A 21,972-nucleotide genomic window follows, 5' to 3' on the forward strand; every position below is an offset into this window, starting at 1 on the left:
GAAGCGCCTGCTTCTCACTCCAGATACGTGAACCACTCGGCGGGTTCGCCGGTCTCGACGATCTCGAAGAAGCGCTGTTGGATCTCGTCGGTGATGGGGCCTTTCGAGCCAGACCCGATCGGCGTGTCGTCGACGGTCGCGATCGGCGTGACCTCGGCGGCGGTCCCCGAGAAGAACAGTTCGTCGGCGGTGTAGAGCTCCCCACGCGAGACCGTCGCGTCGTCGTGAACGGTATAGCCCAGATTCTCGGCGACCTCGATGACGCTCCGGCGGGTGATGCCGTCGAGGTTCGACTCCGCGAGACCGGGCGTGTGGATCTCGCCGTCGCGGACGAGAAACAGGTTCTCGCCGGGGCCTTCGGCGACCTGGCCGTCGGCGTTCAGCAGCAGGGCCTCGTCGTAGCCGTCCCGGGTCGCCTCCAGGTTCGCGAGCACGCTGTTGACGTACGGGCCCGTCGTTTTCGCGTTCGTGGGAATCTGGTCGGATTTGTACTTCCGCCACGAGGAGATCGAGACGTCGACACCGACTTCCAGGGCCTCCTCACCGAGATACGCACCCCAGGGCCAGGCCGCGATCGCGGTCGTCACGGGGCAATCGCCGGGGTTCAAGCCGAGCATGTCGTACCCGTAGAAGGCGATCGGGCGGATGTACGCCGAGTCGAGGTCCTCGCGATCGAGCAGTTCGAGCGTCGCGTCGGTCAGTTCCTCGCGCTCGTAGGGAATCTCGATCTCGTAGGGCGCCCCCGAGGCGTAGAGTCGATCGAGATGATCTCCCCACCGGAAGATCGCGGGCCCCCGATCGGTGTCGTAACACCGGACGCCCTCGAAGACGCCCGTGCCGTAGTGCAGGCCATGCGAGAGCACGTGCACCTGGGCGTCGGCCCAGTCGACGAACTCGCCGTCCAGCCAGATCGTCCCCACGTCCATGTCATCGAAGCTCATGATCGATCGCTTAGGCCCGGGGATTAAGAGTGTTCACGGTTCGAGGGCGCGGTCGCCCGTCGCTCGGAGGTCGAGTCGACACGACAGATCGGCGGCAACACTAGATTCATGGGTCTCCGTGCCCGACGTATACGACGATGGCGTCGACCAGTCGCGGACCGACCGACGAGTTGGCGACCGCAGTCGGCCGGTACGTTCTGGGCGATCTCTCGCTCGGGCGAGCCGCCGAAGAGGCGGGGCTCTCCCGATGGGAATTCGAGGAACTACTCAGCGACGCTGGTTTCAGTGCGCTCTATGGCCCACGAACGGACGAACAGTTAGACGGGGAGATCGATGTCGCACGAGACCTCGACCAGTAAATGACGGGTCAAGCGCGACCGATTTATCTCGACGCGACCGTTCTCAGCAACTTCGCTAGCACGGACGCGATCGAGTTCCTCGGTTCCGTTCTGGACGATCCAGTCGTCGTGCCTGCTGTACGGGACGAGATCGAACGCGGTCACAGTCTCGGCCACGACTATCTTGCCAATGCGATCACGGCGTTCGATGACGACCTTCCGATTGGTACCACTCCGATAGACTCTGAGACGCCACGGGTACGCGAGCGCCTCGACGCGGGTGAGGCCGAAGCGTTACAGCGGTAGCGAGGCGAAAGCCCACGGCTTTAGCCGTGGGATGAAGCCGACAACCACGTGTATCGCCCCGACCGATATTCCCACGTTTTAATAACCTCCAGACACACGTTACATTTGTAACCGTGGTCACGACGACCGTCACCACGACGTTCCACAACCCATCCCGCGACCGGCGCAGGGAGTGGCAACGCGCCACTCACCTGTACCGCGACACCAAGCAGTTCTGCATCGACGGGTGGGAAACCGACGAGTTCGGGATGGGCGTGACCACGGCCAGCATCGACAACCCACTCTACTCGGCCATCCAGAACCAGGCCATCCGCGAAGCCAAATCCGACTACAAGAAAGACGGCATCGTGGAGTACCACGCCAGCCAGCCGTTCGCGGTCAACAACCAGAACTGGGAGATCAACCGCACCGAGAACGGGTCGGTCGTCGTCGGCTTCCCCTGTATCTCGGGGTGGTGGTACACGCCCATCGACGTGTACGAGGACATAGCCGACGACGTTGCCCGGCTCGTGGATGGCGAGGCTGACAAGTCCCGGTTGCAGATGTACCGCCGTGGCGAGGACTGGTTCTGTACGTTCACCGTCGAGTACGACGCCGAGACAGGCGAGGAGACTGCAATCGGCGTGGACATCGGCCACAACCACCTGCTCGCCGCCGACGCCGAAACGGGCGAGTCGATGCTGGTGTCCGGTCGTGAGGCGAAATACGTCCGCCGCAAATATCGTTCCCTACGCGAGTCGCTTCAACAGGCGGGTGCGCTTCGCGCACGAAACCGCGTGGGTAACAAAGAGGAGCGTCGGATTCGTGACCTGAACCACAAAGCCTCCCGTCGCCTCATCGACTGGGCACAGCAGTTCGAGAATCCCGTGCTGAAAATCGAGGACTTGGAAGGCATTAGAGATGGAAGCGACTGGCGTGGTGTCCACTCGTGGCATTTCCACCAGTTGCAGGAGTTCATTGTCTACAAGGCCGAGCAGGCTGGGATTCGCGTCGAGGAAGTTGACCCGTTTGAAACGAGTCAACGCTGTTCGGCCTGCGGTACCGAAGGCTCGCGTGACGGCGACTACTTCTCGTGTTCCGAGTGTGGCCGTGGCCGCCACGCCGACCTGAACGCCGCCGAAAACATCCGACAACGGGAGGGCGAACCATGCACGGCCTAACAGTTCGGCTGAGGCGAACCGTGCGGCCTCGTGGACTGAACACTCCACCGTCTGCTTCGCAGACGCTCGGCGTGACCGGGGAGGAAGGCCGCTTTGACCCGGCTGTACGCGCTGGAAAGCACATCCGGGGTCGTAACCGGATGGCGACCGCTGACGCGGGACGCGAAAGCGTACCTCACCGCCGAGGAAACGCGCAACCTGAATATCCCCTTCGGGGAATCCCACCCCTTTAGGGGTGGGAGGAGGTCAATCGCTGCACTCGAAGACGACGGGACACTCGCGACCGATGACCTCGCTGCCCGCCGGTTCGCGGACGATCTGTCCGTTCCAGTCACCGGATCGATCGGAATTCTTCTGGTGGGTATCGAGTCCGGTGCGATCGATCGTGAACAGGCCGACGATTGGCTCGAAACGTGGCGCGAGACACGTGGGTACTACGCCCCTGTGAACAGTGTGAGCGAAATTCTAGACGAAACTTGATCGACGCTGACCGATTGGCAGTTTGAGTGCAGATCTTTCGGCTCGTCGGCCGCCGATCACACCCGATCGCGCCAGGAGACACGGGGCTCCCACCCCAGGAGCGCCGCCGCCCGCGAGATGTCGAACAGCGTTTCGGTGCCGTCGAAGGATTTCGTCCGCTCGGCGTCGGGGTAGACCTCACGAGCGACGCGATCGGTCGGGGTCTCCAGTGACGTATCGGCGGCGACCGTCCAGACCGCCGCGTGCCCGTCGATCGCGGCGTCGAGGGCCGCCCGGATCACGCTCACAGCGTCCTCGATGTGGAGATACGCGAACAGCGTGTTGCGGTCGTCGTGGAAGCGATCGCTCTCGCGAACCGCCGACAATGTCCGATCGCCCCCGAAATGGTCGCGAACGTCCGCGTCGGAGACGACCATGGGGAAGCGCAGCGAGACGGCGTCGGGCGCGCCAGCGTGCCGACCGATGCCGGCGGCGACGACCTCGGCGGCCTGCTTGCCCAGGCCGTAGGGGTTCGTCGGGGTCAGGCGATGCGACTCGTCGACGGGGAGGGTGTCGACCCGGACGGGATCGGGTTCGAACGCGCCACCGATCGCGCTGACGCTGGAGGCGAGGACGACCCGGTCGATATCGAGCGCCGCCGCGGCCTCCAGGACGTGATACGCGCCGACGGCGTTGCTCTCGAAGACGCGATGAGGGGGGTCTTCCAGCGGATGGGCGAGTGTGCCCAGATGGACGATCGCGTCGGGATCGATCGCCGCCAGCGCGCCGAAACAGTCGCCCGCGTCGGTGCAGTCCGCCCGGTAGCAGGCCGCAGCGGCGTCCATCTCGCCCCCCGAGCGCGTGATCGAGACGACGCGGTGGTCGTCGGCCAGCGTTTCGACGGTCGGGCGGCCGATCGATCCGGTCCCGCCGGTGACGGCGACGGTGTCCATACGTCGGGGTCGGCGGGCGGGCCCAAAGCGGTTCGGGCCTACAGGTGATCGACGATCGTCCCGCCCTCGACGTAGACCAGGCCCTCCCGATCGGCGTACGCCTGCGCGTCGGCGGGCGTTCTCGCCAGCCCCGTCGCGGCGTCGAGCATCTCACAGACGACGACTGCGGGCGGCAAGTCGGCGGCGTCGGCGAGTGCGAGCGCGAGTTCGGTGTGGCCCGTCCGTTCGGTGACGCCGTCGGCGGCCCCGCGCAGGAGGTGGACGTGGCCCGGCGAGCGGAAGGTACCGGCGAAGTCCGTCCCCGCGGGATCGGCGGCAGCGTCGCTGAGCGCGGTGATCGTCCGGGCGCGATCCCGATCGGTGATGCCCGTCTCGGTCTCGCGGTGGTTGACCGTGAGCGAGAACGACGATCGGTCGTCATAGCTCAACACGTGGTTCTCGGTGGCGGGGTGCTCGACGGCGTCCGCGAGGAAGGGCAGATCGAACGCCCTGGCGACGCGATCGGAGAGCGCGACACAGATCAGTCCGCCCGCATCGGTCCGCAACCGGGCGACGTCGCTGGGAGCGACCGTCCCCGCGGGGTAGACCAGATCGACCTCGCCCTCGCGGTCGGCGGCGTCGTGGATCAGGACCGGGTCGCCGTTCGCGAACGCCTCGATCGCGGCGTCGAGACGGTCGGCGTCGGTGCGGTCACTCGGTCGTGACATGGATCTGGAGTCGATCGCCGTCTTCGAGATCGAGGCTGTCTCGAAGCCGCGTCGGCGCGAGCAGTTCGAGTTCGGTCTCGTCGTGGTGCGTGCGTTCGGGACTGATGACGTGGACCGGCGATGCGCGCTCACCCGAGGGCGCTTCGATCGTCGCGGGGTAACAGTACGCCGGGCCGTAGGTGCGCTCGTCGCCGTCCCAGCCCTCGATGACGATGGGGTCGAGAGCGTTCATCCGCGTCCGCGCCCGGACGCTCTCCTCGTCGAGCCGGCAGTTCAGCGTCCCGGGAAACGGATCGTAGCCCAGGCGCCGTTCGAACTGCTCGGCGTACCCCGGCAGGGAGACGTAGTGACTCCCCTCGCCCATCCCGCGTGTCAACTGCCCACTGAGCGTCACGCCGACGCTGTTCTCGAAGATGCGCTGGTACTCGGCGTAGGTCTCCTGGAGGTGTTGCTCGCCGGATGCGGTGATCTCGACCCACTGCCCGTCGCTGACCTTCTCGCGGGTGATCGCGCCCGACTCTTCGAGGCGCTGGAGGCGTCGAGACGCGGTCTGGTCCGAGACGTCGAGCCGTCGGGCCAGACTCGCACACGACACTTTCGCGGCCCCGTCGAGGGCGCCCGCGAGCGCGAGATGCTTGAGGGTGGCCCGCTCGGCGTGGCCGACCGCCCCCGTCGTGGCTGCCATTGGATAGGAATAGCCGTCGAGACGAATAAGAATAGCGTTCGCGTTACGCGTCTCACTCCTGGAATCAGTCAAGCAGGTCGAGGAACGCCGCGATCCACTCTGGGTGGTCGGGCCAGGCCTGGGCGGTCACGAGATTCCCGTCCCGCACGGTCTCCTCGACCCACGAACAGCCGGCGGCCTCGACTTCCGGGCGCACGGCGGGGTAGGCGGTCATCTCGTAGCCCTCCAGGACGCCCGCGGCGGCGAGGATCTGCGGGCCGTGACAGATCGAGGCGACGGGCTTGTCGGCCGCGAAGAAGTGCTGGACGGTCTCGATGACCGACTCGTACCCACGAAGGTACTCTGGCGCTCGGCCGCCGGGGACGACGAGCGCGTCGTACTCGCTGGGATCGATCTCACTCATCGTCGCCGTCAGTTCGAAGTCGTGACCGCGCTCTTCGAGGTAGGTCTGATCCCCACGGAAGTCGTGAATCGCCGTCTTGATCGTCTCGCCCGCCGATTTCTCGGGACAGACCGCGTCGACCTCGTGGCCGACCGCTTGCAGCGCCTGGAACGGCACCATGATCTCGTAGTCCTCGCCGAAGTCGCCGACGATCATCAGGATCGTTGCCATACAGGCGGGCGTTCTCCCGGTCGCGACAAAACGATTGGTGTTCGGCCGGCGATACGACCGCGGTCACGCCCGCTGGTCGAGGAAGTGGAGGACACCCCGAGCGTTCATCGCGACCTCACCGCGGGCCTTGTGTGCCGGCCAGACATCGGGCCGGTCGCGCGTCTCGATGGCCCGCTCGACGACCTGCTCGTCGCCCATCTCCGCGCGCCACGTGGTGATCTGGTCGACCCACCGATCGACTGCCTCGCGGTACGTTGCCAGCCGATCGGCCCGCTTCGCGGGCCCGAAGTGGGCGTAACAGATCCACTCCCGGCCCAGATCCTCGATCGTGTGCGTGTCCGCGAGCACCTGCTCGTGATCGAAATCCGGCGGCGGACTCGTCGGGTAGACCGCGTCCGTCGAGGGTGCGTACACCCCGGCGGCGTCGCCGGTGAACACGGCGTCCATCGTCGGGGCCTCGTAGACGACCTGGTGGGGCGCGTGCCCGGGCGCGTGGTGGGCGACGAGGCGGTGTGCACCGAGATCGATCGTCTCGCCGTCGGTGATCTCGACGATCCGATCGGGGTCGACCGCCTGCGGCGTTCGATAGAATGCGATCTGGTCGCCCACCGCGCGTTTGGTCCCCTCCCAGAGCCGCTCGGGGTCCTCGACGTGGGGTGCACCGATCTCGTGGACGTACACCTTCGCGTCGGGACAGCGCTCGATCAGGTGGCCGGCCCCGCCCGCGTGATCGAGGTGGACGTGCGTGAGTGCGATCACCGCGAGGTCTGCGGGCGCGATGCCGACCGTCTCGCAGGCGTCGAGGATGCGATCCACGCCCGTGCCGATGCCCGTGTCGACGATCGCCGGGCGGTCGTCGTCGATCAGGTAGATCGACCCGTACTCCGGACAGTCGAACATGCCCGAATCGACGAACGCGAGGTCGGGATCGACGCGGTCGGCGTGCGTGAGCTCTCCGATGGCCATGCTCGATGGCGGGCCTGCACTGGCCTAAGTGTTGATGTGTCCGGGTGCGGTCTGACCGTCCGGTGCGGCGATCGGTCCCGATCCACTCAGCTCAGATCCGCTCGCTCGAACTGGTGAGCGCCGATCGCCAGCGGAAGGACCGTCCAGCAGACGAGGATCGCGACGAACACGCCCGGGTGGAGATACGCCGGCACGGCCACGTCGATCCGGGCCTCCACGGCGACTTCACTGCCCAGGAGGAGCGTCTGGGTCAGTGCGTTGTACGCGCCCGTCGGACTCAGTCCCTCGATCAACAGGAGCCAGGGGGGAACGACCTGGCCGGGCATCGTGCCTCTCACGGCCAGATGGATCAGGACCGGGACGAGATCCCAGAGCAGCGTCAGTCCCAGGTAGGCGGCCACGGCGAGGGTCATCGCTCGCGAGCGCGTGGTCGCGATCGCCGAGACGCCGATCGCGATGCCGACGAAGGCAATGCCGAGCACGACGGTCAGCGCGACGGTCCCGAGGAAGGCTCCGATCGGCAGGCCACCGTGGAGTGCGGCGGTGACGACCCCCGAGACCGCGAAGCCCAGGGCGATTCCGATCGCGACGACGCCGCTTCGCCCGAGAAACGTGCCGAGCAGGACCTGGCCCCGCGACGGCGGGAGGCCGAGCAGGACTTTCAGACTGCCCGCCTCGCGCTGCCCTGCGATCGCGAGCGCGGCCCCGATCAGCGCCATGATCGGGACCAGCAGGCCCGCGAACTGCGAGGCCCCGCCCAGTGCCATCGCGGGGTCGCTCTCGACGTCTGGCACGAGCACGGAGACGCCCGCCGCGAGCGATGTCATCACCGCGATGATCGCGACGATCGCCCAGAGCATCCGCGAGCGCACGGCGTCCGCGAACTCCTTGCGAGCGATGGTCCCGATCATCGTCGCTCCTCGCGTTCTGTGGCACCCGTCGGCGGCGCGGAGCCCGTGTACGCACTGAACAGATCTTCCAGCGAGGACTGCTCGACCGAGAGGTCGACGATTGCGCCCGCCCCGTCCTCGCGGACCCGGTCGAGGACAGCGACTTTCGCCTCCGGACGATCGACGGTTGCGCGGATCGTTCGCCCGTCGACGGTCACCGACTGGACGCCCGGAACCTGATCGATCGTGAGATTCGCGGGCACGCTATCGACGGTCATCGTCACGGTCGCGCCGGTGCCGAGCGCGTCGCGAAGCCCGTCGACGCTGTCGACGGCGACCAGCCGACCGCGATTCAAGATCGCCACCCGGTCACAGACCGCCTCGACCTGGGGGAGGATGTGCGAGGAGAAAAACACGGTCTTGTCGCGCTCGGCCCGTTCGAGAACGATCTCACGCACCAGACGGACGCCGTTGGGATCGAGCCCCGAGGACGGCTCGTCGAGGATCAACAGGTCGGGATCGCCGACGAGCGCGATCGCCAGCGCGAGCCGCTGAGTCATGCCTTTCGAGTAGCCCCCGACGGGTCGGTCGGCCGCCGCCCGATCGAGGCCGACGCGATCGAGCAACGCGTCGATTGCGTCGTTCGCTCCCTTCAGGTCGATCGCGTATTCGAGGTGGGTCCGCCCGGTGAGTCGATCCCACAGGCCGTAGCCGTCGGGCAAGATGCCCACCCGCTCGTGGACCGCGCGGGTCTCGCGCTGGGCGTCGAATCCCAGCACCGTCGCCTCTCCCGCGGTCGGGCGGACGTAGTCCATGAGCACGTCGATCGTCGTCGACTTGCCCGCGCCGTTCGGGCCGAGAAAGCCGAAGATCTCACCGCGCTCGACCGACAGCGAGAGGTCATCGACTGCGAGCACGTCCGCTCCGTACCGTTTCGTCAGCCCGTCGATCCGGATCGCGTGGTCGCCGGTCGCCCGCTGGCGATCCCCAGGAGCAGCGCCGTTCATGGACGGGTATCGACAGGAGGGGTCATAATCTCTGGGTGGAGTTTCTCGGGCGGTGGGGTCCTGGGCCGTTCGATCGCCACCTGGCGATCCTCACGCCCGTAGCACTCCCGGCGATGACGCACTCATCGGCGGCGTCGTGGACGGTGAGGCCACGGACCGTAGCATTATGAGCCTGCCCGCCGGCCGTTTTCACATGGGTGAACGGGGAATGGACGATCGGGCCGTCGACGATCACGAACCCCTGATCGCGGCGTACGGCGTCTCGCGGCCACTCGTCGTTCAGTGGACGGTCGTCAGCGTCCTCGGCGTGGTCGTCTCGCTGTTCGGATTTGGGCTCCTCTATCACGCGGTGAACGGGTCGGCCGGGCCGATCGCGTTCGTGGCGACGCCCGAGACCGGGTGGTGGAATGTTGGCCTCACCGTTCTCGCCCTCGCGACGGTCGTGGTCGCCGTCGTCGTCCCGCACGAACTCTGTCACGGCCTCGCGATCCGGGCGTTCGGCGGTCGTCCGCGATACGGTCTCGGCGTCGCGTACGCCGTCGTCCCGTACGCGTTCGCGACGACCGAGACACGCTTTTCGCGGAATCAGTTCGTCGTGATCGCGCTCGCGCCGCTGGTCGTGCTCTCGGCGCTCGGTGTCCCGGCCATGCTGGCGTTCGAGTGGCCGTGGCTCGCCGTGCCGCTGGCGATGAACGCTGGCGGCGCGGTCGGTGATGTCTGGATGGCGCTGACGATTCTGGGCTATCCCGACACGGTGACCGTCCGCGATACCACGACGGGGCTGGAGGTGTACGGTCCGGGCGACTGCGAGCGGATCGAGACGGCCCCCACGGCGGTGCTCTGGGATCTCCTCGTCGGGATCGCCGGCGCGACGGTGACGCTGGCGCTCGCTGGTGGGGTCGTCGTCCCCATCGTGTTGACGGCGATCGGTGTCGAGGCGTTCGCGCTGGGCGTCCCTGAGACACCACTCCTGATCGTGGAGTTCGTCCGCACACCCGACGGCGGTGTCGAGTTCGCGATGGGGTCGGGCGTCTTCGCCCTCGGAATCGTCGTCGGCCTGTGCTATGCGTACGTTCGGTCGCGACTTCGATCGTGAGGATCGCCGTGATCTCCGTCGGCCCGCTCCGCTCGACGATCACGGCCCCCGGCGGCGCGATCCGTTCGCGTCCGAAGAGCCAGTGATCCGGTTGCTCCGACTCCTCGGTCGCGGGGCCTGGACGAGCCAGGCGATGTCCTCTATCGGTGTGTTCCGATCGGAGCGAGTTCGCGTCCCGGCGAGACGCGCGTCGTCGAGGCGTGCTCACCGCCGCATTTCGTCGGTACGCTTACCGTCTCAGACTGAGAACAGCGGCCCATGAGCGCCCCACCGTTCGTCGACCCGGAGTCACAGGAACTGGATCTCGGCCAGATCGCTCGCGAGGCCGTCCCGCTCGCGGCGCTCGTCGTGCTGTTCGGTGGGGCCGCGCTTCTTTTCGCACTCTTCGGGATGGCCGTCTTTTCCGCGTCGATTCTTCGGGTGGTCTTGTTCGTCGCCGCGCAGTTCGTCCTCGTCGTCGGAACGGGGATCGTTTTGATCTACGTTGTCGCCCGTGGAATCCAGCTTGCCGACCCATCGAGTCGGCCTGTGTCCGGCGATTCCGAGAATCGGGATACCGGTAATTGGGACGCCGAGAGTCCCGATCCCCGGAGCTGAACCGGCCGATCGGGCCGCCAGGATCTCCACAGATTTGGCCGCGTCCGACATCACATGTCGTAATATATGTCCGATAAATTATTCAGTATGGGTCGCCATTAATTTTACAGACGACGGTCGCAGGTGTCGTCCGAGGTCGGGGCGTGTCAGCGCACACGGCGGCGGTCGGGCCCACGGTGGCCGCTGTGACGCCCACGAGGGGGACGTCTCGGACGACCGCGGCCACAGTCGAAATCATGACTCACGACTCGTCCGAACCCACGGCAGAGGCGCACCGACAGCCAGCAATCGACGACGCGGCGATGGACCGTCGTACCTATCTGAAAGCCGTCACGGGCGCGGCGGCGGCTGGGGTCGGCCTCGGCGCGCTGGCTTCGCCTGCGGCGGCGATCACCGAAAACCAGACCGGGACCGACGACGGCTACTTCTATTCGTTCTGGACCAACGACCAGGGGTCGATCACGATGACCCTCGAAGACGGGGGGTCCTACAGTACCGAATGGTCGAACACGGGCAACTTCGTCTGTGGGAAAGGCTGGGAGACCGGCGGCCGGAAGGACGTCGAGTACACCGCGGAGTTCAACCCGCAGGGCAACTCGTATCTCTGCCTCTATGGCTGGACGACCGACCCGCTCGTCGAGTACTACATCATCGAGGACTACGGTAACTACAAACCGGGCGACGCCCGCCAGGGATCGTTCGAGACCGACGGGGGCACCTACGAAATCTACACCTCCGAGCGCGTCGAGAAGCCTTCGATCGTCGGGACGGCGACGTTCACGCAGTACTGGTCCGTCCGGCAGAACTCTCGGACGAACGGGACGATCACGACGGGGAATCACTTCGACGCCTGGGAGGACCACGGCATGCCGATCGGTGACCACGACTACATGATCATGGCCACCGAGGGCTACCAGTCCAGCGGCAGTTCGTCGGTGACCGTCGGCGCCACCGGTGGGACCGACCCGACCACGACGACGCCGGTCGACACCCAGACCCCCGGCGAGCAACGCCCCTTCGACGGGAGTCCGATCACGATTCCCGGGCGGATCCCCGCCGAGGCGTTCGACGAGGGTGGGCCAGGCGTTGCCTACAGCGACGCCACCACCGAGAACGAGGGTGGCGACTACCGCACCGACACGGCAGTCGACGTGCGCGGGAGTTCCGATGGGACGGGCTACGCGGTCGGCACCATCGAATCCGGCGAGTGGCTCGAATACACGGTCGACGTCCAGGAGGCCGGGACCTACGCGCTGGAGGCGCTCGTCGCCTCTGATTCGGGCGGTGGGGCCTTCCACCTCGACGTCGACGGTCAGGACGTCTCGGGCACCGTCGACGTGCCCGCGACCGGCGGGTGGTCGACCTGGGAGACCGTCTCCGGCGAGGTGACGCTCTCGGCCGGCGAGCAGGTCATCCGGATCGCCATGGACGAGTCGTGGTGGGACCTCGATTACGTCGATCTCACACTCGACAGCGCGACACCGACCACCACGGAGCCGACACCGACCACCACGGAGCCGACGCCCACGACCACGCCCGAGACCAGTCCCGACTGGCCGGCGGGCGCGACCGACCCCGACGGCGACGGCCTGTACGAAGACCTCTCGGGCGACGGGGAACTGAACTTCCCGGACGTGAACCGTCTGTTCCAGAACACCGACTCGACGGCGGCACGGAACAACGCCCAGTTCTACGACTTCGATGGCGACGGCAGCGTCGGCATGCAGGACGTCCTCGCGCTGTTCGAACTCGTCTGATCGCGACTCCTGGCCACCGACGAAGCTCTTACCTGACGGTCGGGTGAGTGGACGCCGCCGCACCCGGCGAGTCGCTTTGCGACACTCGATGTCGATTATGACTCCCTTTTTCGCCGCCGAATGCCGGTGAGAGTGGTCACTCACATACACTTCGAAAACTGTTCGACATCACATGTCGTATAATAAATCCGATAATTTTATGCGAGCGATGTACGTGATTCCGTCTTGTCGATGGTCGCAGCCGGCGGTCACGGCGACTGCCCGACGGCGAGGCACCACCACCGATCAAGGGGGCCACACGGGAGGGGGCTGGACACCGCCGGAGGGCTGTACGACGAGGGGGGGGGTGGTTCGACTGGTCACCACCCGACTCAACCGTCGAACGCGACCATCGGACCACATTCGTCTGATTGAGACACCATTCGAGACGACACGACGTGTCGCATCGACAGTCGATGCGGAGGCGATTGCCGCCGTACGGACCTGCAAACGGCCGCCGCTCGGCGCTGGCGGTCCGGACGAGTGCACTTTTCTGGAGTCGTCGCCCTCCGTCGACGACGGTCAGTTCGGCCGCATCACTCTCGAATTTCTATCCGATCAGGTCGCGCTCGTCCACGCGACGATCGCTCAGCGCTTTCGAATCGGGGCCGTCCCGGGACCGTCACTGGACCTCGGCGTCCAGTTGACGTTGCGCCCGACGGCGCCCGTCGAACTGCGGGTCAGGGAACGGTAGCGTCGACGGCCACATCGGTCGACGGACTTCGCGCAGTCCACAGCGAGCCTGGCTTGCGAGGAGTCCCGAGCAGGAAAACGGTGGTCTATCGCCTTCCGGATTTGAACCCTGGCAGGCGCGCGCAGCGAACGGAGTGAGCGAGCACGTCTGCCTCCGGTTCAAATCCGGTCGGCGTCGTTTCTTCGACGGACCGCTCGCTCTGTGAAGTCGTTCACCCCGTTCACGACTCGCATCGCTCGCGGTTGCGGTCTCAGAAAGTGCCGCCTCCCGGATTTGAACCGGGGACAGCTCGATCTTCAGTCGAGTGCTCTCCCAGTCTGAGCTAAGGCGGCGCAAACGAATCAACGGCAAGCGCCGGGTTAAGAATTACGAAGCTATTCCGGCGCGGCGTCGATCAGCGAGTCGACCTCGGCGTGATCGGTGATCAACTCGCGGACCCGATCCACGGTCTCGGCGCTGCGGGTCGGGCCCGTCCGGAGGATGTCCTCGGCGCGGTCGATCGTCATCCGGGTGTCGGACTGTAACAACAGGACGGGGACGCCGCGCTCCTCGGCCTTCCCGAGCACGGCACTCGTCGGGCGGAATCCGCCCGAGAGGATGATGCACTTGATGCCCGAGGCTTCCAGCCCGGCGGTGATGATCTCCGAGCGATCGCCACTGGTGATCATCGCCGCGTTCTGCGTGCGGCGGAACTGCTGGAGCGCGGATTCGGCGCTCATCGCGCCGACCGTAAAGCGCTCGATGAACAGGTCGGTCGCGACGTCACTGGTGAGCACCTGTGCGCCGAGCCGATCGGCCAGATCACCGACGGTCATGCCCGCGAGCTCCTGAATGCGCGGCAGGACGCCCAGAACGGGCACGTCGCGACTCTCCAGGAACGGGACGACGTCGGTGGTCAACTGGTCGAACTGGGCGTCGGGGACGGCGTTGAACAGGACGCCCGCGAGGTTGTCACCGATCTGGTCGACGGCGGCGAGGATCTCGTCGATGTCTTCGGGTTCGTCGTACCGGCTCAGGAGGACGACGTTCGCGTCGACGGCGTCGGCAATCTCGGGGTCGGTCAGGTCGACGATCCCACCCGTCTCCAGGCGGTCGGTGCCTTCGAGCACCATCAGATCGGACTCGGCGGCCTGGCTGTCGTAGTGTTCGAGCAGGCGCTCGCGGAGGTCGGCGGGGTTCTCCCGCCCGCGGATGGCCTCCTCGACGAACGTCGGCGTGTAGACGATCGGTTCGAGTTCGTGCATCTCGCGGTCGAGACCGAGGAGGTCACGCGCGAGCATCGGGTCTTCGTCGCGGGTCTTGCCCGTCGCGGACTGCAGGCGTGTGCCCTTGGGTTTCATGTAGCCGACGTCGTGGCCCTGGTCCTGGGCGATGGTGGCCAGTGCGAGCGCGACGGCAGTCTTTCCGGTCGCTTCTTCGGTCGAGGTGACGAGTATTGGGTCCATAGGTGTATTCTCCAGTGGGAGTCGCTTAAAGCTCCTCCTGATCGACTGTCAGGCGGATGTCGACGGCCGAGACGCCCTCGGGCGTCGCGACGAGCGGGTTGATGTCCAGTTCCATGATCGCGGGGAAGTCGGTGACGAGCTGTGAGATGCGCTGGATGGTCTCGATCACGTCGCCCTCGTCGACGGGATCGCGGCCACGCGCGCCACGCAACAAGGGTGCGGAGTCGATTTCGTCGAGCATCGACGTGGCCTCGCTCTCGCTGACGGGCGCGACCCGGAAGGTCGCGTCTTCGAGCACTTCCACGAAGATGCCGCCCAGCCCGAACATCACGAGCGGGCCGAACTGCGGGTCGCGGTTCATCCCGACGATGGTCTCGGTCCCGGCGTCCAGATCGGCCATCTCCTGGACCTGGACGCCGATGATGTGCGCGTCGGGGTGGTAGTTGCGCGCCCGACTGATGAGGTCGCCGTAGGTGTCTGCGACCTCGTCGTTCGGGACGCCGACTTCGACGCCACCGATGTCGGACTTGTGCAGGATGTCGGGACTGACGATCTTCATCACGACGTCGCCGTCGATCGATTCGGCGGCCTCGACGGCCTCGCCGGGCGAATCGACGATCGCGCCCTCGGGGATCGGGATGCCATACGCTTCCAGCAGATCCATCGCCTCGACGCCGAGACTGTTGTTCTCGCGCTCGCGCGTGCGTTCGAGGATCGACCGCGCGCGCTCGCGGTCCACGTCGAACTCCGTGGGGGGTTCGTAGCCACGCTCCTGGAGTTGGGCGAACTCGTAGAGGGCGTCCAGCCCGTTGATCCCTCGCGCGGGATCGAAATAGGAGGGAATGCCGACCTCTCCGAGGATTTTCTCGGCGGCGTCGGCGGAGTGCCCGCCCATCAGGCTCGCGGCGATCGGCACGTCCGTGGTCTCGCTGGCCGCGACGATCGCGTCGGCAAGCCGTTCGAAATCCAGCACGGCGGTCGGACAGGCGACGACGATGACCGACCCGACGTTGGGGTCGTCCAGCACGATCTCCAGGGCGTCCTCGAACCGGTCGGTCGGCGCGTCACCGAGCACGTCGACGGGGTTGTAGATGTTCGCCCCGTCCGGCATCGTGTCTTCGAGTCGCTCGACGGTGTCGTCGTTCAGATCGGCCATCTCCAACTGCGAATCACCGATCGCGTCGGTGGACATCACGCCCGGGCCACCGGCGTTCGTGACGATCGCGACCTCGTTGGTGTCGGGGGTCGGCTGGCCCTCCAGGATCGTCGCGTAGTCGAACAGTTCCTGGACGCCCGTCGCGCGGATCACGCCGGCCTGCTGGAGGCCCGCCTCGTAGGCGCGTTCGCTGCCCGCGATCGCACCGGTGTGGGAGGCTGCGGCCGACGCACCGGCCTCCGTCCGACCCGATTTCACGGCGACGATCGGTGTCCCCTCGCTGGTGACCTTCTGGGCGGTCTCGATGAACTCCTGGCCGCGTTCGATGTCTTCGAGATAGCCCAGGACGACGTCGGTGTCGGGGTCCTCGCCCCAGTACTCGACGAAGTCGCGCTCGTCCATGACGGCCTTGTTGCCCAGCGAGACCACGTCTTTGAACCCCAGGTCCTGGTCGCTGGCCCAGTCGAGGACGGCCGTGATAAACGCTCCCGACTGGGACATGAAGGATATCTGGCCCTCGATCGGGAACTTCGGGCTGAACGTGGCGTTCATGCCCGTCGGCGTGTTGATCACGCCGATACAGTTCGGCCCGACCAGGTTCAGATCGTACTCGGCGGCGATCGCTTTCATCTGGCTTTCGAGCTGGGCCCCCTCACTGCCGGCCTCACCGAACCCGGCCGTGATGACTGCGACGTCCTGGATGCCCGACTCGCCACACTCCTCGAGGACGGTGTTGACGATCGTGGGCGGGACGACGACGACCGCGAGTTCGACGCCCTCGGCATCGGTGACGCTGTCGACGGCGGGCACGTCGAAGACGGTGTCGGCGTTCGGATTCACCGGGACGACGATCCCGTCGTACCCGTCGAGGAGGTTCTCCATCACGGCTCGACCGACCGAGCCTTCCGATTCGGTCGCGCCGACGACCGCGACGCCGTCCGGCGCGAAGAGTGTATCGAGCGTTCCCATCGTATCTTCGAGAGGCTTACCGATGCCCGGAGAAATATTTACCTGTATCGGGACGCCGTGCCAACGCTCCACGTGAAATTTCGGCCGTCTGGATGGGTTCAGCGATACCAATCGGGCGATACCTTCGTGAGTAATAATAGTTAAGAGGAAATGTTAATAATTCGTATTGTTTCCCACGTGTATCGTAACACGCTCGAACAGCCGTCGCCCATAGTTATTAGGCGGTCTAGCGGGACGATTCGGGCATGTCTCTGAAACGCCTCCTCGCGACAGGCGCCGGTGCGATCGGCGTGGCGGCAGTCGGTAATCACCTTCTCACCCGTCGTGCGGGTCCGCTGGGGCCGCCGCTCGACGGGACGACCGACGAGACCGACTGGCGCGGGTTCTCGGTCGCGACGACGGAACTGGGCGACCCCGAAGATCCGGATCTCCTCGCGATTCATGGCATCAGTGCGGCGGCGAGCAGCCACGAGTTCGCAGACGTGGCCAGCGAACTCGCTGACGACTATCACGTGATCGCGCCCGATCTCCTCGGATTTGGCCGGTCGGACCGCCCGCGCATCGGGTACGACCCGGCGGTGTACACGGGCGTGATCGAGGCGGTCCTCGCTGAGTGTGACGAGCCGACGGTGCTCGCCTCGTCGCTGTCGGGGGCGTACACCGCGGCCGCGGTGGCCGATCACGACATCGCGGAACTGATCGCAGTCTGTCCGACCGACCGGACGATGGCCGTCGAGATGGGCGGCCCACTTCTCCGCGCGCCGATCGTCGGCCGATCGGTGTACAACGCGCTCGTCTCTCGGCCGTCGCTGCGGCACTTCTACGCCGATCACGGCGTGAGCGATCCCGACGCGATCGACGCGTTTCGACTCGATTACGACTGGCAGGCCGCCCACCAGCGGGGGGCCCGCTGGGCCCCCGCGGCGTTTCTGGAGGGCGCACTTCAGCCCGACCGCTCGCTCGAAGCCCTGTTCGATCCGATCGACGCGCCCGTGCGCCTGCTCTGGGGTGCAGACGCCGACCTCCCGCCGGTCGACCGCGGGCGCACCCTCGCGGACGCCATCGACGCCGAACTCGTGATATTCGAGGAGAGCGCCCTGCTCCCCCACGTCGAACGTCCCGAGCGGGTCGTCGAGGTCGTCACTGGGACCGAGCCACAGGACTGATTTACTCGCTGGAGAAACAATGAATCGATGACCGACGATCTCCTCGACAGCCTCGAAACACTCTCCGATCGGCTGGATTTCGGTGAGTACGAGGCGGCGGCGTACCTCACGATTCTCGAACACGGTGAACTCACCGCCTCTGAGATCGCTGACCAGACCGACATCCCCCAGCCCCGGGTGTACGACACCGTCCGGGATTTGAGCGACCGTGGGCTGGTGGAGGTCAACGAATCGCGGCCGATGAAGGTGCTCGCGATCGATCCCGCCGACGCCTTCGACGAGTATCGCGTCTCCTTTTCGACGGTCGTCGAGGGCCTGACCGAGCGATACACTCAACCCGCCCGCGAGTCCGAGGGGATCTCGCTGGTCCGGTCGCGACCGACGATCCTGCGGTATATCGAGGACATCCTCGACGCCGCGGAGTACGAACTCCTGCTCTCGCTCACGCCGGACCTGCTCGATCGGTACGAGGACCTGCTGGCCGCGAAGATCGACGACTCCGTCGGCGTCGAGATCATGATCTCGCCGTCGGTCGAGGTCCCCGACGCCGACGCCTACGACTACCGCGAAGTCGCGACCGCGGTCCGGGCGCGTCGGGGCGTCACCTCGCCAGTGATCGCGATCGCTGACGGGCAGTACGCCATCTACGCGACACGCGAGGGCGTTCGCGGCGCTGAGGATCGGTACGGAGTCATCTTCGATCGGTCCGAACTCGGATTTCTCCTGTCGAGTTTTCTCAACACGGTGCTCTGGTCGACCGCCGAGACGGTGCTCTCCTACGGTGAGATCCCCACCTTTCCCCGGCGGTACGCGACGATCCGTCGGTGTGTCTCGGAACTCCAGTCCGTCGAGGGCCCACTGTATGCCCGCATCGAGGGGCGCGACATCGTGACGGGGAATCCCCGCGTCCTCACGGGCAAAGTCAGCGAGACGGCGATCGACTCCAATCGGGTCACGGCCTCACTCCAGGTCGAGACGGCGACCGAGACGGTCGAGGTCGGTGGCCAACTCGCGGCGCTCGAAGACATCGAAGCCCACGAGATCACGATCGATCGCGACCCACTCGACTAGGCGGGAAACCAGGCGAGATCGTGATCGGCGGCGATCGTCACCGAGACGCGCGTCTCCGCGTCGATCACGTCGGCGTGGTTGTGTCGACACCGAACTGTCGGGCCGTCGTCGATCGCGACCCGGTGGATCGCCGCCGGGCCGACGTACCGGCACTCCTCGACGACGGCCGTGCCTGCCGGATCTGGCTGTGCGAGGAGGTCGTCCGGCCGGACGAGCAGGTCGATCCGATCGCCCGTCGGCGGGTCGCCAGCGAGTCGGTCGACCGGGACCGGGCCGACCGGCGTCTCGACGCATCCGTCGCGGATCCGTCCGGGGACAAAGGCCGTCCGGCCCAGAAAGCGCGCGACGAACCGGGTCGCGGGGTGTTGAAAGACTCGCTCGGGCCGGTCGATCTGGGCGATCTGGCCGTCGTCGAGCACGGCGACCCGGTCGCTCATCGCGAGCGCCTCGCGCTGGTCGTGCGTGACGGCGATCGTCGTCACGTCTGCGGCGTCCAGAATACCGAGCACGTCGTCGCGCACCTGTTCGCGCAGGCCGACGTCGAGATTCGAGAACGGTTCGTCCAGCAAGAGGACGTCTGGGTCGGGCGCGAGCGATCGCGCGAGTGCGACCCGCTGCCGTTGCCCGCCCGAAAGGGCCTCCGGGTCGCGATCACCGAGGCCGGCGAGATCCACGAGTTCGAGGGCGCGCTCGACCCGGTCGGGATCGTCGACGGCGTAGCCAACGTTCTCGGCAACCGTGAGGTGTGGGAACAGCGCGTACTCCTGGAAGACCAGGCCGACGTCGCGGGCTTCGGGCGGGACGTTCGCCGTCGGACTCGCGACGCAGTCCCCGTCGATTTCGATCCGGCCGGCCGTCGGGGATTCGAGACCGGCGATCATCCGCAAGAGCGTGGTCTTCCCACACCCCGAGGGCCCCAGGATCGTCACCACCTCGCCCGATCGGACCGACAGCGAACAGTCCTCGATGACGGGCTGGCCGCCGAAGGATTTCGTTACGCCGTCGAACGAAAGCACCGTCTCGTCGTCCGTCGCCTCGGACGCTGTCGACGACGTGATCCGGTCGTCGAGGGCGGACCGACTCATCGACTCTCCCTATTTAGGCAAGCCTAAAGAGCGTGCCGGTTTCGACACCCGCTCCTGGGGGGCGACAATCGGCACAACTCTTTTGTTTTTAGGCGCGCCTAAGACGACTATGGCCGACGACATCGCTGGCGAGCGCCGTGCGCCATCGAACGCCGACGACCCGACGATCGCCACGCACTGCTGTTCGGCGGATCGAACGGTGTTCGTCGAGAAAGGGCGAGACGACGCCTGGATCGCGACCGATCGAACCGTCTCGATCGACCCCTGAGTCAGCGCCGGTGTGCCGGTTCAGCGTTCGACGAGCGTGTCGTCTTCGAGGTAGTGTTCGATGTGGTGAGCGTCTTCTTCGACCTCGACGAGGATCTCCCGGAGGATCTGTGCGGTCGCGTGATCACCGAGGTTGGTCGCGAGGTCGACGTGGTCGCGCAGCGACTCGATGATGTCGCCGTAGATCGCGAGGTCGTTGCCGAGTGAGGTTCGGATGTCGTAGACATCTTCGCCTTCCATCGAGACGGGCGCACGGTCGGCCAGCGCGGTCGGGCCGGCGACCGGAGCGCCGCCGAGTGCCTGCGCGCGTTCGGCGAGTTCGTCCGCCGCGTCCTCGGCGCGGCCCGCCGCGTCGCCCAAAAAGAGGTGCAGGTCGCGGAACTCCGCGCCCTCGACGTTCCAGTGGTGTTTCTTGAGCTGGTGATAGAGCACGTACGTCGCGGCCAGATCGGTGTTGAGCGCCTCGACGATCTGCTCGGATTTCTCCGTACTCAGTCGGAGTTCGTTCGATTCGATCTCGTCGGCGTGCTTCCGGACGGCGTCGGTGTTGGCCATTACGATTGGATCGTTGGCCGCTTCCCACTTCAACGTTGGTGTACCAGGAAATATTCTTCGTACCTATGGGCCATCGACTCACGAATTACCTATGGGAAACTCTCTCTGAACGAATTTCCGCCCACCGAGGCCGGGGGAAACGTTCGAGACGTGGCTCAGAGTTCGATCAGATCGTCGGATTCGTCGCGTGGAACCCCGATCTCGCCGGTCACCGCCGTCACAGCGCGACCTCCGACGGCGACGTCGTCGGTTTTGACGACCACGCGCCCGGGTCGGTCGAGATAGTCGCCCTGTTCACAGCGGACGGTCGCGGCGTCGATCTCACCGAATCGACGGAGTCCCACCCCGACCGCGCCGGCGACCAGCCCCGAGGCGTGTTCCTCGCGAAACTCGCCCGCTCGGGGGTCGAACGACCGGCAGTGCACCGTCGAGTCGGGGTCGAGCGTGTCGAACGTATAGACCGCGAGCGCGTCCGCGCTGGCTTCCTCACAGAGCGCCCGGACGGCCGTCGGATCGGGCGCGAGTCCGCCGGCCTGTTCGAAGTAGTTCACCGGGACGGCGAGCGTGGGTCGGCCGATCGACGCGCGAGTGATCGGAAGGTCTCGCCCGACGCCCGCGAGCGCGGCGGTCTCGATCCCGAGCGCGCCGGCGACGCGGTCGTACTCGGCCTCGACCCGGTCGACCGACGCGTCGAACCCCTCGATCCAGGTTCGGTCGTCCTGACTGACGGTGAGCGAGCCGTCGGGCGTCTCGATCGGTCCGTCCGCGATCGGTTCGACGGCGAGCGCACCGATCGCCGTCCGGGCGCTCACACAGTCGCCGTCGGGCCCGACCGAGCGGAGCCGATCCCCGTCGATCCCCCCGACGACGCGAGTCCCGAGTTCGGTGCCGATCGCTCGCAACTGCGCGGTCGAGAAGTCGCTCGCGTCGTGGACGATCCCGGTCGGGGTGCCCGCGAAGGTATCGTTCGTGAACACGTCGACGACCGTTATCGTGCGGGTGTCGGTCATACCCCGATTCGCGGGGCCAGCGGGTTAAAAGGCGAGCACT

General features: G+C 66.4%; 23 protein-coding genes and 1 tRNA gene. 10 read left to right on the forward strand and 14 right to left on the reverse strand.

Annotated elements, in window-relative coordinates:
- Positions 1 to 14: 14 nt before the first annotated feature.
- Entirely contained in the window at positions 15 to 941 is a 927-nt protein-coding gene (locus HARCEL1_RS01945; RefSeq protein WP_108380929.1) for a branched-chain amino acid transaminase, read from the reverse strand.
- A 137-nt stretch (positions 942 to 1,078) separates the two neighbouring features.
- Between HARCEL1_RS01945 and HARCEL1_RS01950 the strand changes: the two genes are divergently transcribed.
- From HARCEL1_RS01950 to HARCEL1_RS01965, 4 genes are all read left to right on the forward strand, one after another.
- Positions 1,079 to 1,300, forward strand: a complete 222-nt coding sequence (locus tag HARCEL1_RS01950; protein ID WP_108380930.1) for a UPF0175 family protein — start codon at positions 1,079 to 1,081, stop codon at positions 1,298 to 1,300.
- Positions 1,301 to 1,585, forward strand: coding sequence for a hypothetical protein (locus HARCEL1_RS13590; protein ID WP_108380931.1), 285 nt, complete (start codon positions 1,301 to 1,303; stop codon positions 1,583 to 1,585).
- Positions 1,586 to 1,698: 113 nt separating this feature from the next.
- Positions 1,699 to 2,745 carry an RNA-guided endonuclease TnpB family protein gene (locus tag HARCEL1_RS01960; protein WP_108380932.1) on the forward strand — a complete coding sequence of 349 codons (1,047 nt, stop codon included), beginning with the start codon at positions 1,699 to 1,701 and terminating at the stop codon, positions 2,743 to 2,745.
- A gap of 93 nt (positions 2,746 to 2,838) precedes the next feature.
- A complete protein-coding gene (locus HARCEL1_RS01965) occupies positions 2,839 to 3,225 on the forward strand; it encodes a hypothetical protein (RefSeq protein ID WP_108380933.1) in 387 nt (128 codons plus the stop codon).
- Positions 3,226 to 3,281: 56 nt separating this feature from the next.
- Here HARCEL1_RS01965 and HARCEL1_RS01970 read toward each other — a convergent pair whose 3' ends face one another.
- From HARCEL1_RS01970 to HARCEL1_RS02000, 7 genes are all read right to left on the reverse strand, one after another.
- The gene (locus tag HARCEL1_RS01970) at positions 3,282 to 4,157 is read right to left on the reverse strand and encodes an NAD-dependent epimerase/dehydratase family protein (protein ID WP_108380934.1); all 876 of its coding nucleotides are present in this window, start codon (positions 4,155 to 4,157) and stop codon (positions 3,282 to 3,284) included.
- A gap of 38 nt (positions 4,158 to 4,195) precedes the next feature.
- Positions 4,196 to 4,864 carry a 3,4-dihydroxy-2-butanone-4-phosphate synthase gene (ribB, locus tag HARCEL1_RS01975; protein WP_108380935.1) on the reverse strand — a complete coding sequence of 223 codons (669 nt, stop codon included), beginning with the start codon at positions 4,862 to 4,864 and terminating at the stop codon, positions 4,196 to 4,198.
- Positions 4,848 to 5,549: a DUF120 domain-containing protein gene (locus HARCEL1_RS01980; RefSeq protein ID WP_108380936.1), complete on the reverse strand. Its 702-nt coding sequence runs from the start codon at positions 5,547 to 5,549 to the stop codon at positions 4,848 to 4,850. The genes ribB and HARCEL1_RS01980 overlap by 17 nt, the downstream gene beginning before the upstream one ends.
- Positions 5,550 to 5,613: 64 nt before the next feature.
- Complete coding sequence (locus HARCEL1_RS01985) at positions 5,614 to 6,147, reverse strand: DJ-1/PfpI family protein (protein WP_108384046.1); 534 nt, start codon at positions 6,145 to 6,147, stop codon at positions 5,614 to 5,616.
- A gap of 78 nt (positions 6,148 to 6,225) precedes the next feature.
- Positions 6,226 to 7,128: an MBL fold metallo-hydrolase gene (locus HARCEL1_RS01990; protein ID WP_108380937.1), complete on the reverse strand. Its 903-nt coding sequence runs from the start codon at positions 7,126 to 7,128 to the stop codon at positions 6,226 to 6,228.
- 86 nt (positions 7,129 to 7,214) lie between these two features.
- Complete coding sequence (locus HARCEL1_RS01995; RefSeq protein ID WP_108380938.1) at positions 7,215 to 8,039, reverse strand: ABC transporter permease subunit; 825 nt, start codon at positions 8,037 to 8,039, stop codon at positions 7,215 to 7,217.
- Complete coding sequence (locus tag HARCEL1_RS02000; RefSeq protein ID WP_108380939.1) at positions 8,036 to 9,025, reverse strand: ABC transporter ATP-binding protein; 990 nt, start codon at positions 9,023 to 9,025, stop codon at positions 8,036 to 8,038. Before HARCEL1_RS02000 ends, HARCEL1_RS01995 begins: the two co-directional genes overlap by 4 nt.
- 193 nt (positions 9,026 to 9,218) lie before the next feature.
- Here HARCEL1_RS02000 and HARCEL1_RS02005 point away from each other — a divergent pair, with 193 nt between their 5' ends.
- From HARCEL1_RS02005 to HARCEL1_RS02015, 3 genes are all read left to right on the forward strand, one after another.
- Positions 9,219 to 10,121, forward strand: coding sequence for a DUF3267 domain-containing protein (locus HARCEL1_RS02005; protein WP_159076976.1), 903 nt, complete (start codon positions 9,219 to 9,221; stop codon positions 10,119 to 10,121).
- 258 nt (positions 10,122 to 10,379) lie between these two features.
- Positions 10,380 to 10,718 (forward strand): hypothetical protein, encoded by a 339-nt coding sequence (locus tag HARCEL1_RS02010; RefSeq protein WP_233357381.1) that lies wholly within the window; start codon positions 10,380 to 10,382, stop codon positions 10,716 to 10,718.
- 236 nt (positions 10,719 to 10,954) lie between these two features.
- A complete protein-coding gene (locus HARCEL1_RS02015) occupies positions 10,955 to 12,475 on the forward strand; it encodes a glycoside hydrolase family 11 protein (RefSeq protein ID WP_108380941.1) in 1,521 nt (506 codons plus the stop codon).
- A 991-nt stretch (positions 12,476 to 13,466) separates the two neighbouring features.
- On the opposite strand, the gene HARCEL1_RS02025 is transcribed toward HARCEL1_RS02015, so the two are convergent.
- The 3 genes from HARCEL1_RS02025 to HARCEL1_RS02035 all read right to left on the reverse strand — a co-directional run bounded on the left by HARCEL1_RS02025 (position 13,467) and on the right by HARCEL1_RS02035 (position 16,778).
- Positions 13,467 to 13,540, reverse strand: a tRNA-Phe gene (locus HARCEL1_RS02025).
- Positions 13,541 to 13,582: 42 nt separating this feature from the next.
- Positions 13,583 to 14,653 carry a phosphotransacetylase family protein gene (locus tag HARCEL1_RS02030; RefSeq protein ID WP_108380943.1) on the reverse strand — a complete coding sequence of 357 codons (1,071 nt, stop codon included), beginning with the start codon at positions 14,651 to 14,653 and terminating at the stop codon, positions 13,583 to 13,585.
- 25 nt (positions 14,654 to 14,678) lie between these two features.
- Positions 14,679 to 16,778: an acetate--CoA ligase family protein gene (locus tag HARCEL1_RS02035; RefSeq protein WP_108380944.1), complete on the reverse strand. Its 2,100-nt coding sequence runs from the start codon at positions 16,776 to 16,778 to the stop codon at positions 14,679 to 14,681.
- Between the two features lie 245 nt (positions 16,779 to 17,023).
- Here HARCEL1_RS02035 and HARCEL1_RS02040 point away from each other — a divergent pair, with 245 nt between their 5' ends.
- Together HARCEL1_RS02040 and trmB are read left to right on the forward strand one after the other, a co-directional pair.
- Positions 17,024 to 17,944, forward strand: coding sequence for an alpha/beta fold hydrolase (locus HARCEL1_RS02040; protein WP_108380945.1), 921 nt, complete (start codon positions 17,024 to 17,026; stop codon positions 17,942 to 17,944).
- 27 nt (positions 17,945 to 17,971) lie between these two features.
- A complete protein-coding gene (gene trmB, locus HARCEL1_RS02045; protein ID WP_108380946.1) occupies positions 17,972 to 19,015 on the forward strand; it encodes an HTH-type sugar sensing transcriptional regulator TrmB in 1,044 nt (347 codons plus the stop codon).
- On the opposite strand, the gene HARCEL1_RS02050 is transcribed toward trmB, so the two are convergent.
- A complete protein-coding gene (locus HARCEL1_RS02050; protein WP_108380947.1) occupies positions 19,012 to 20,100 on the reverse strand; it encodes an ABC transporter ATP-binding protein in 1,089 nt (362 codons plus the stop codon). The two genes, trmB and HARCEL1_RS02050, sit on opposite strands and share 4 nt — an antisense overlap.
- A 109-nt stretch (positions 20,101 to 20,209) precedes the next feature.
- Between HARCEL1_RS02050 and HARCEL1_RS13595 the strand changes: the two genes are divergently transcribed.
- Positions 20,210 to 20,368, forward strand: coding sequence for a hypothetical protein (locus HARCEL1_RS13595; protein WP_174182913.1), 159 nt, complete (start codon positions 20,210 to 20,212; stop codon positions 20,366 to 20,368).
- A 20-nt stretch (positions 20,369 to 20,388) separates the two neighbouring features.
- Here the strand turns inward: HARCEL1_RS13595 and dpsA are convergent, their stop codons facing one another.
- Positions 20,389 to 20,922, reverse strand: a complete 534-nt coding sequence (dpsA, locus tag HARCEL1_RS02055; RefSeq protein ID WP_108380948.1) for a DNA starvation/stationary phase protection protein DpsA — start codon at positions 20,920 to 20,922, stop codon at positions 20,389 to 20,391.
- Between the two features lie 155 nt (positions 20,923 to 21,077).
- Positions 21,078 to 21,932, reverse strand: a complete 855-nt coding sequence (locus HARCEL1_RS02060; protein ID WP_108380949.1) for a PhzF family phenazine biosynthesis protein — start codon at positions 21,930 to 21,932, stop codon at positions 21,078 to 21,080.
- Between the last annotated feature and the right edge of the window lie 40 nt (positions 21,933 to 21,972).

The sequence above is a fragment of the Halococcoides cellulosivorans genome, from assembly GCF_003058365.1.
Lineage (GTDB): Archaea > Halobacteriota > Halobacteria > Halobacteriales > Haloarculaceae > Halococcoides > Halococcoides cellulosivorans.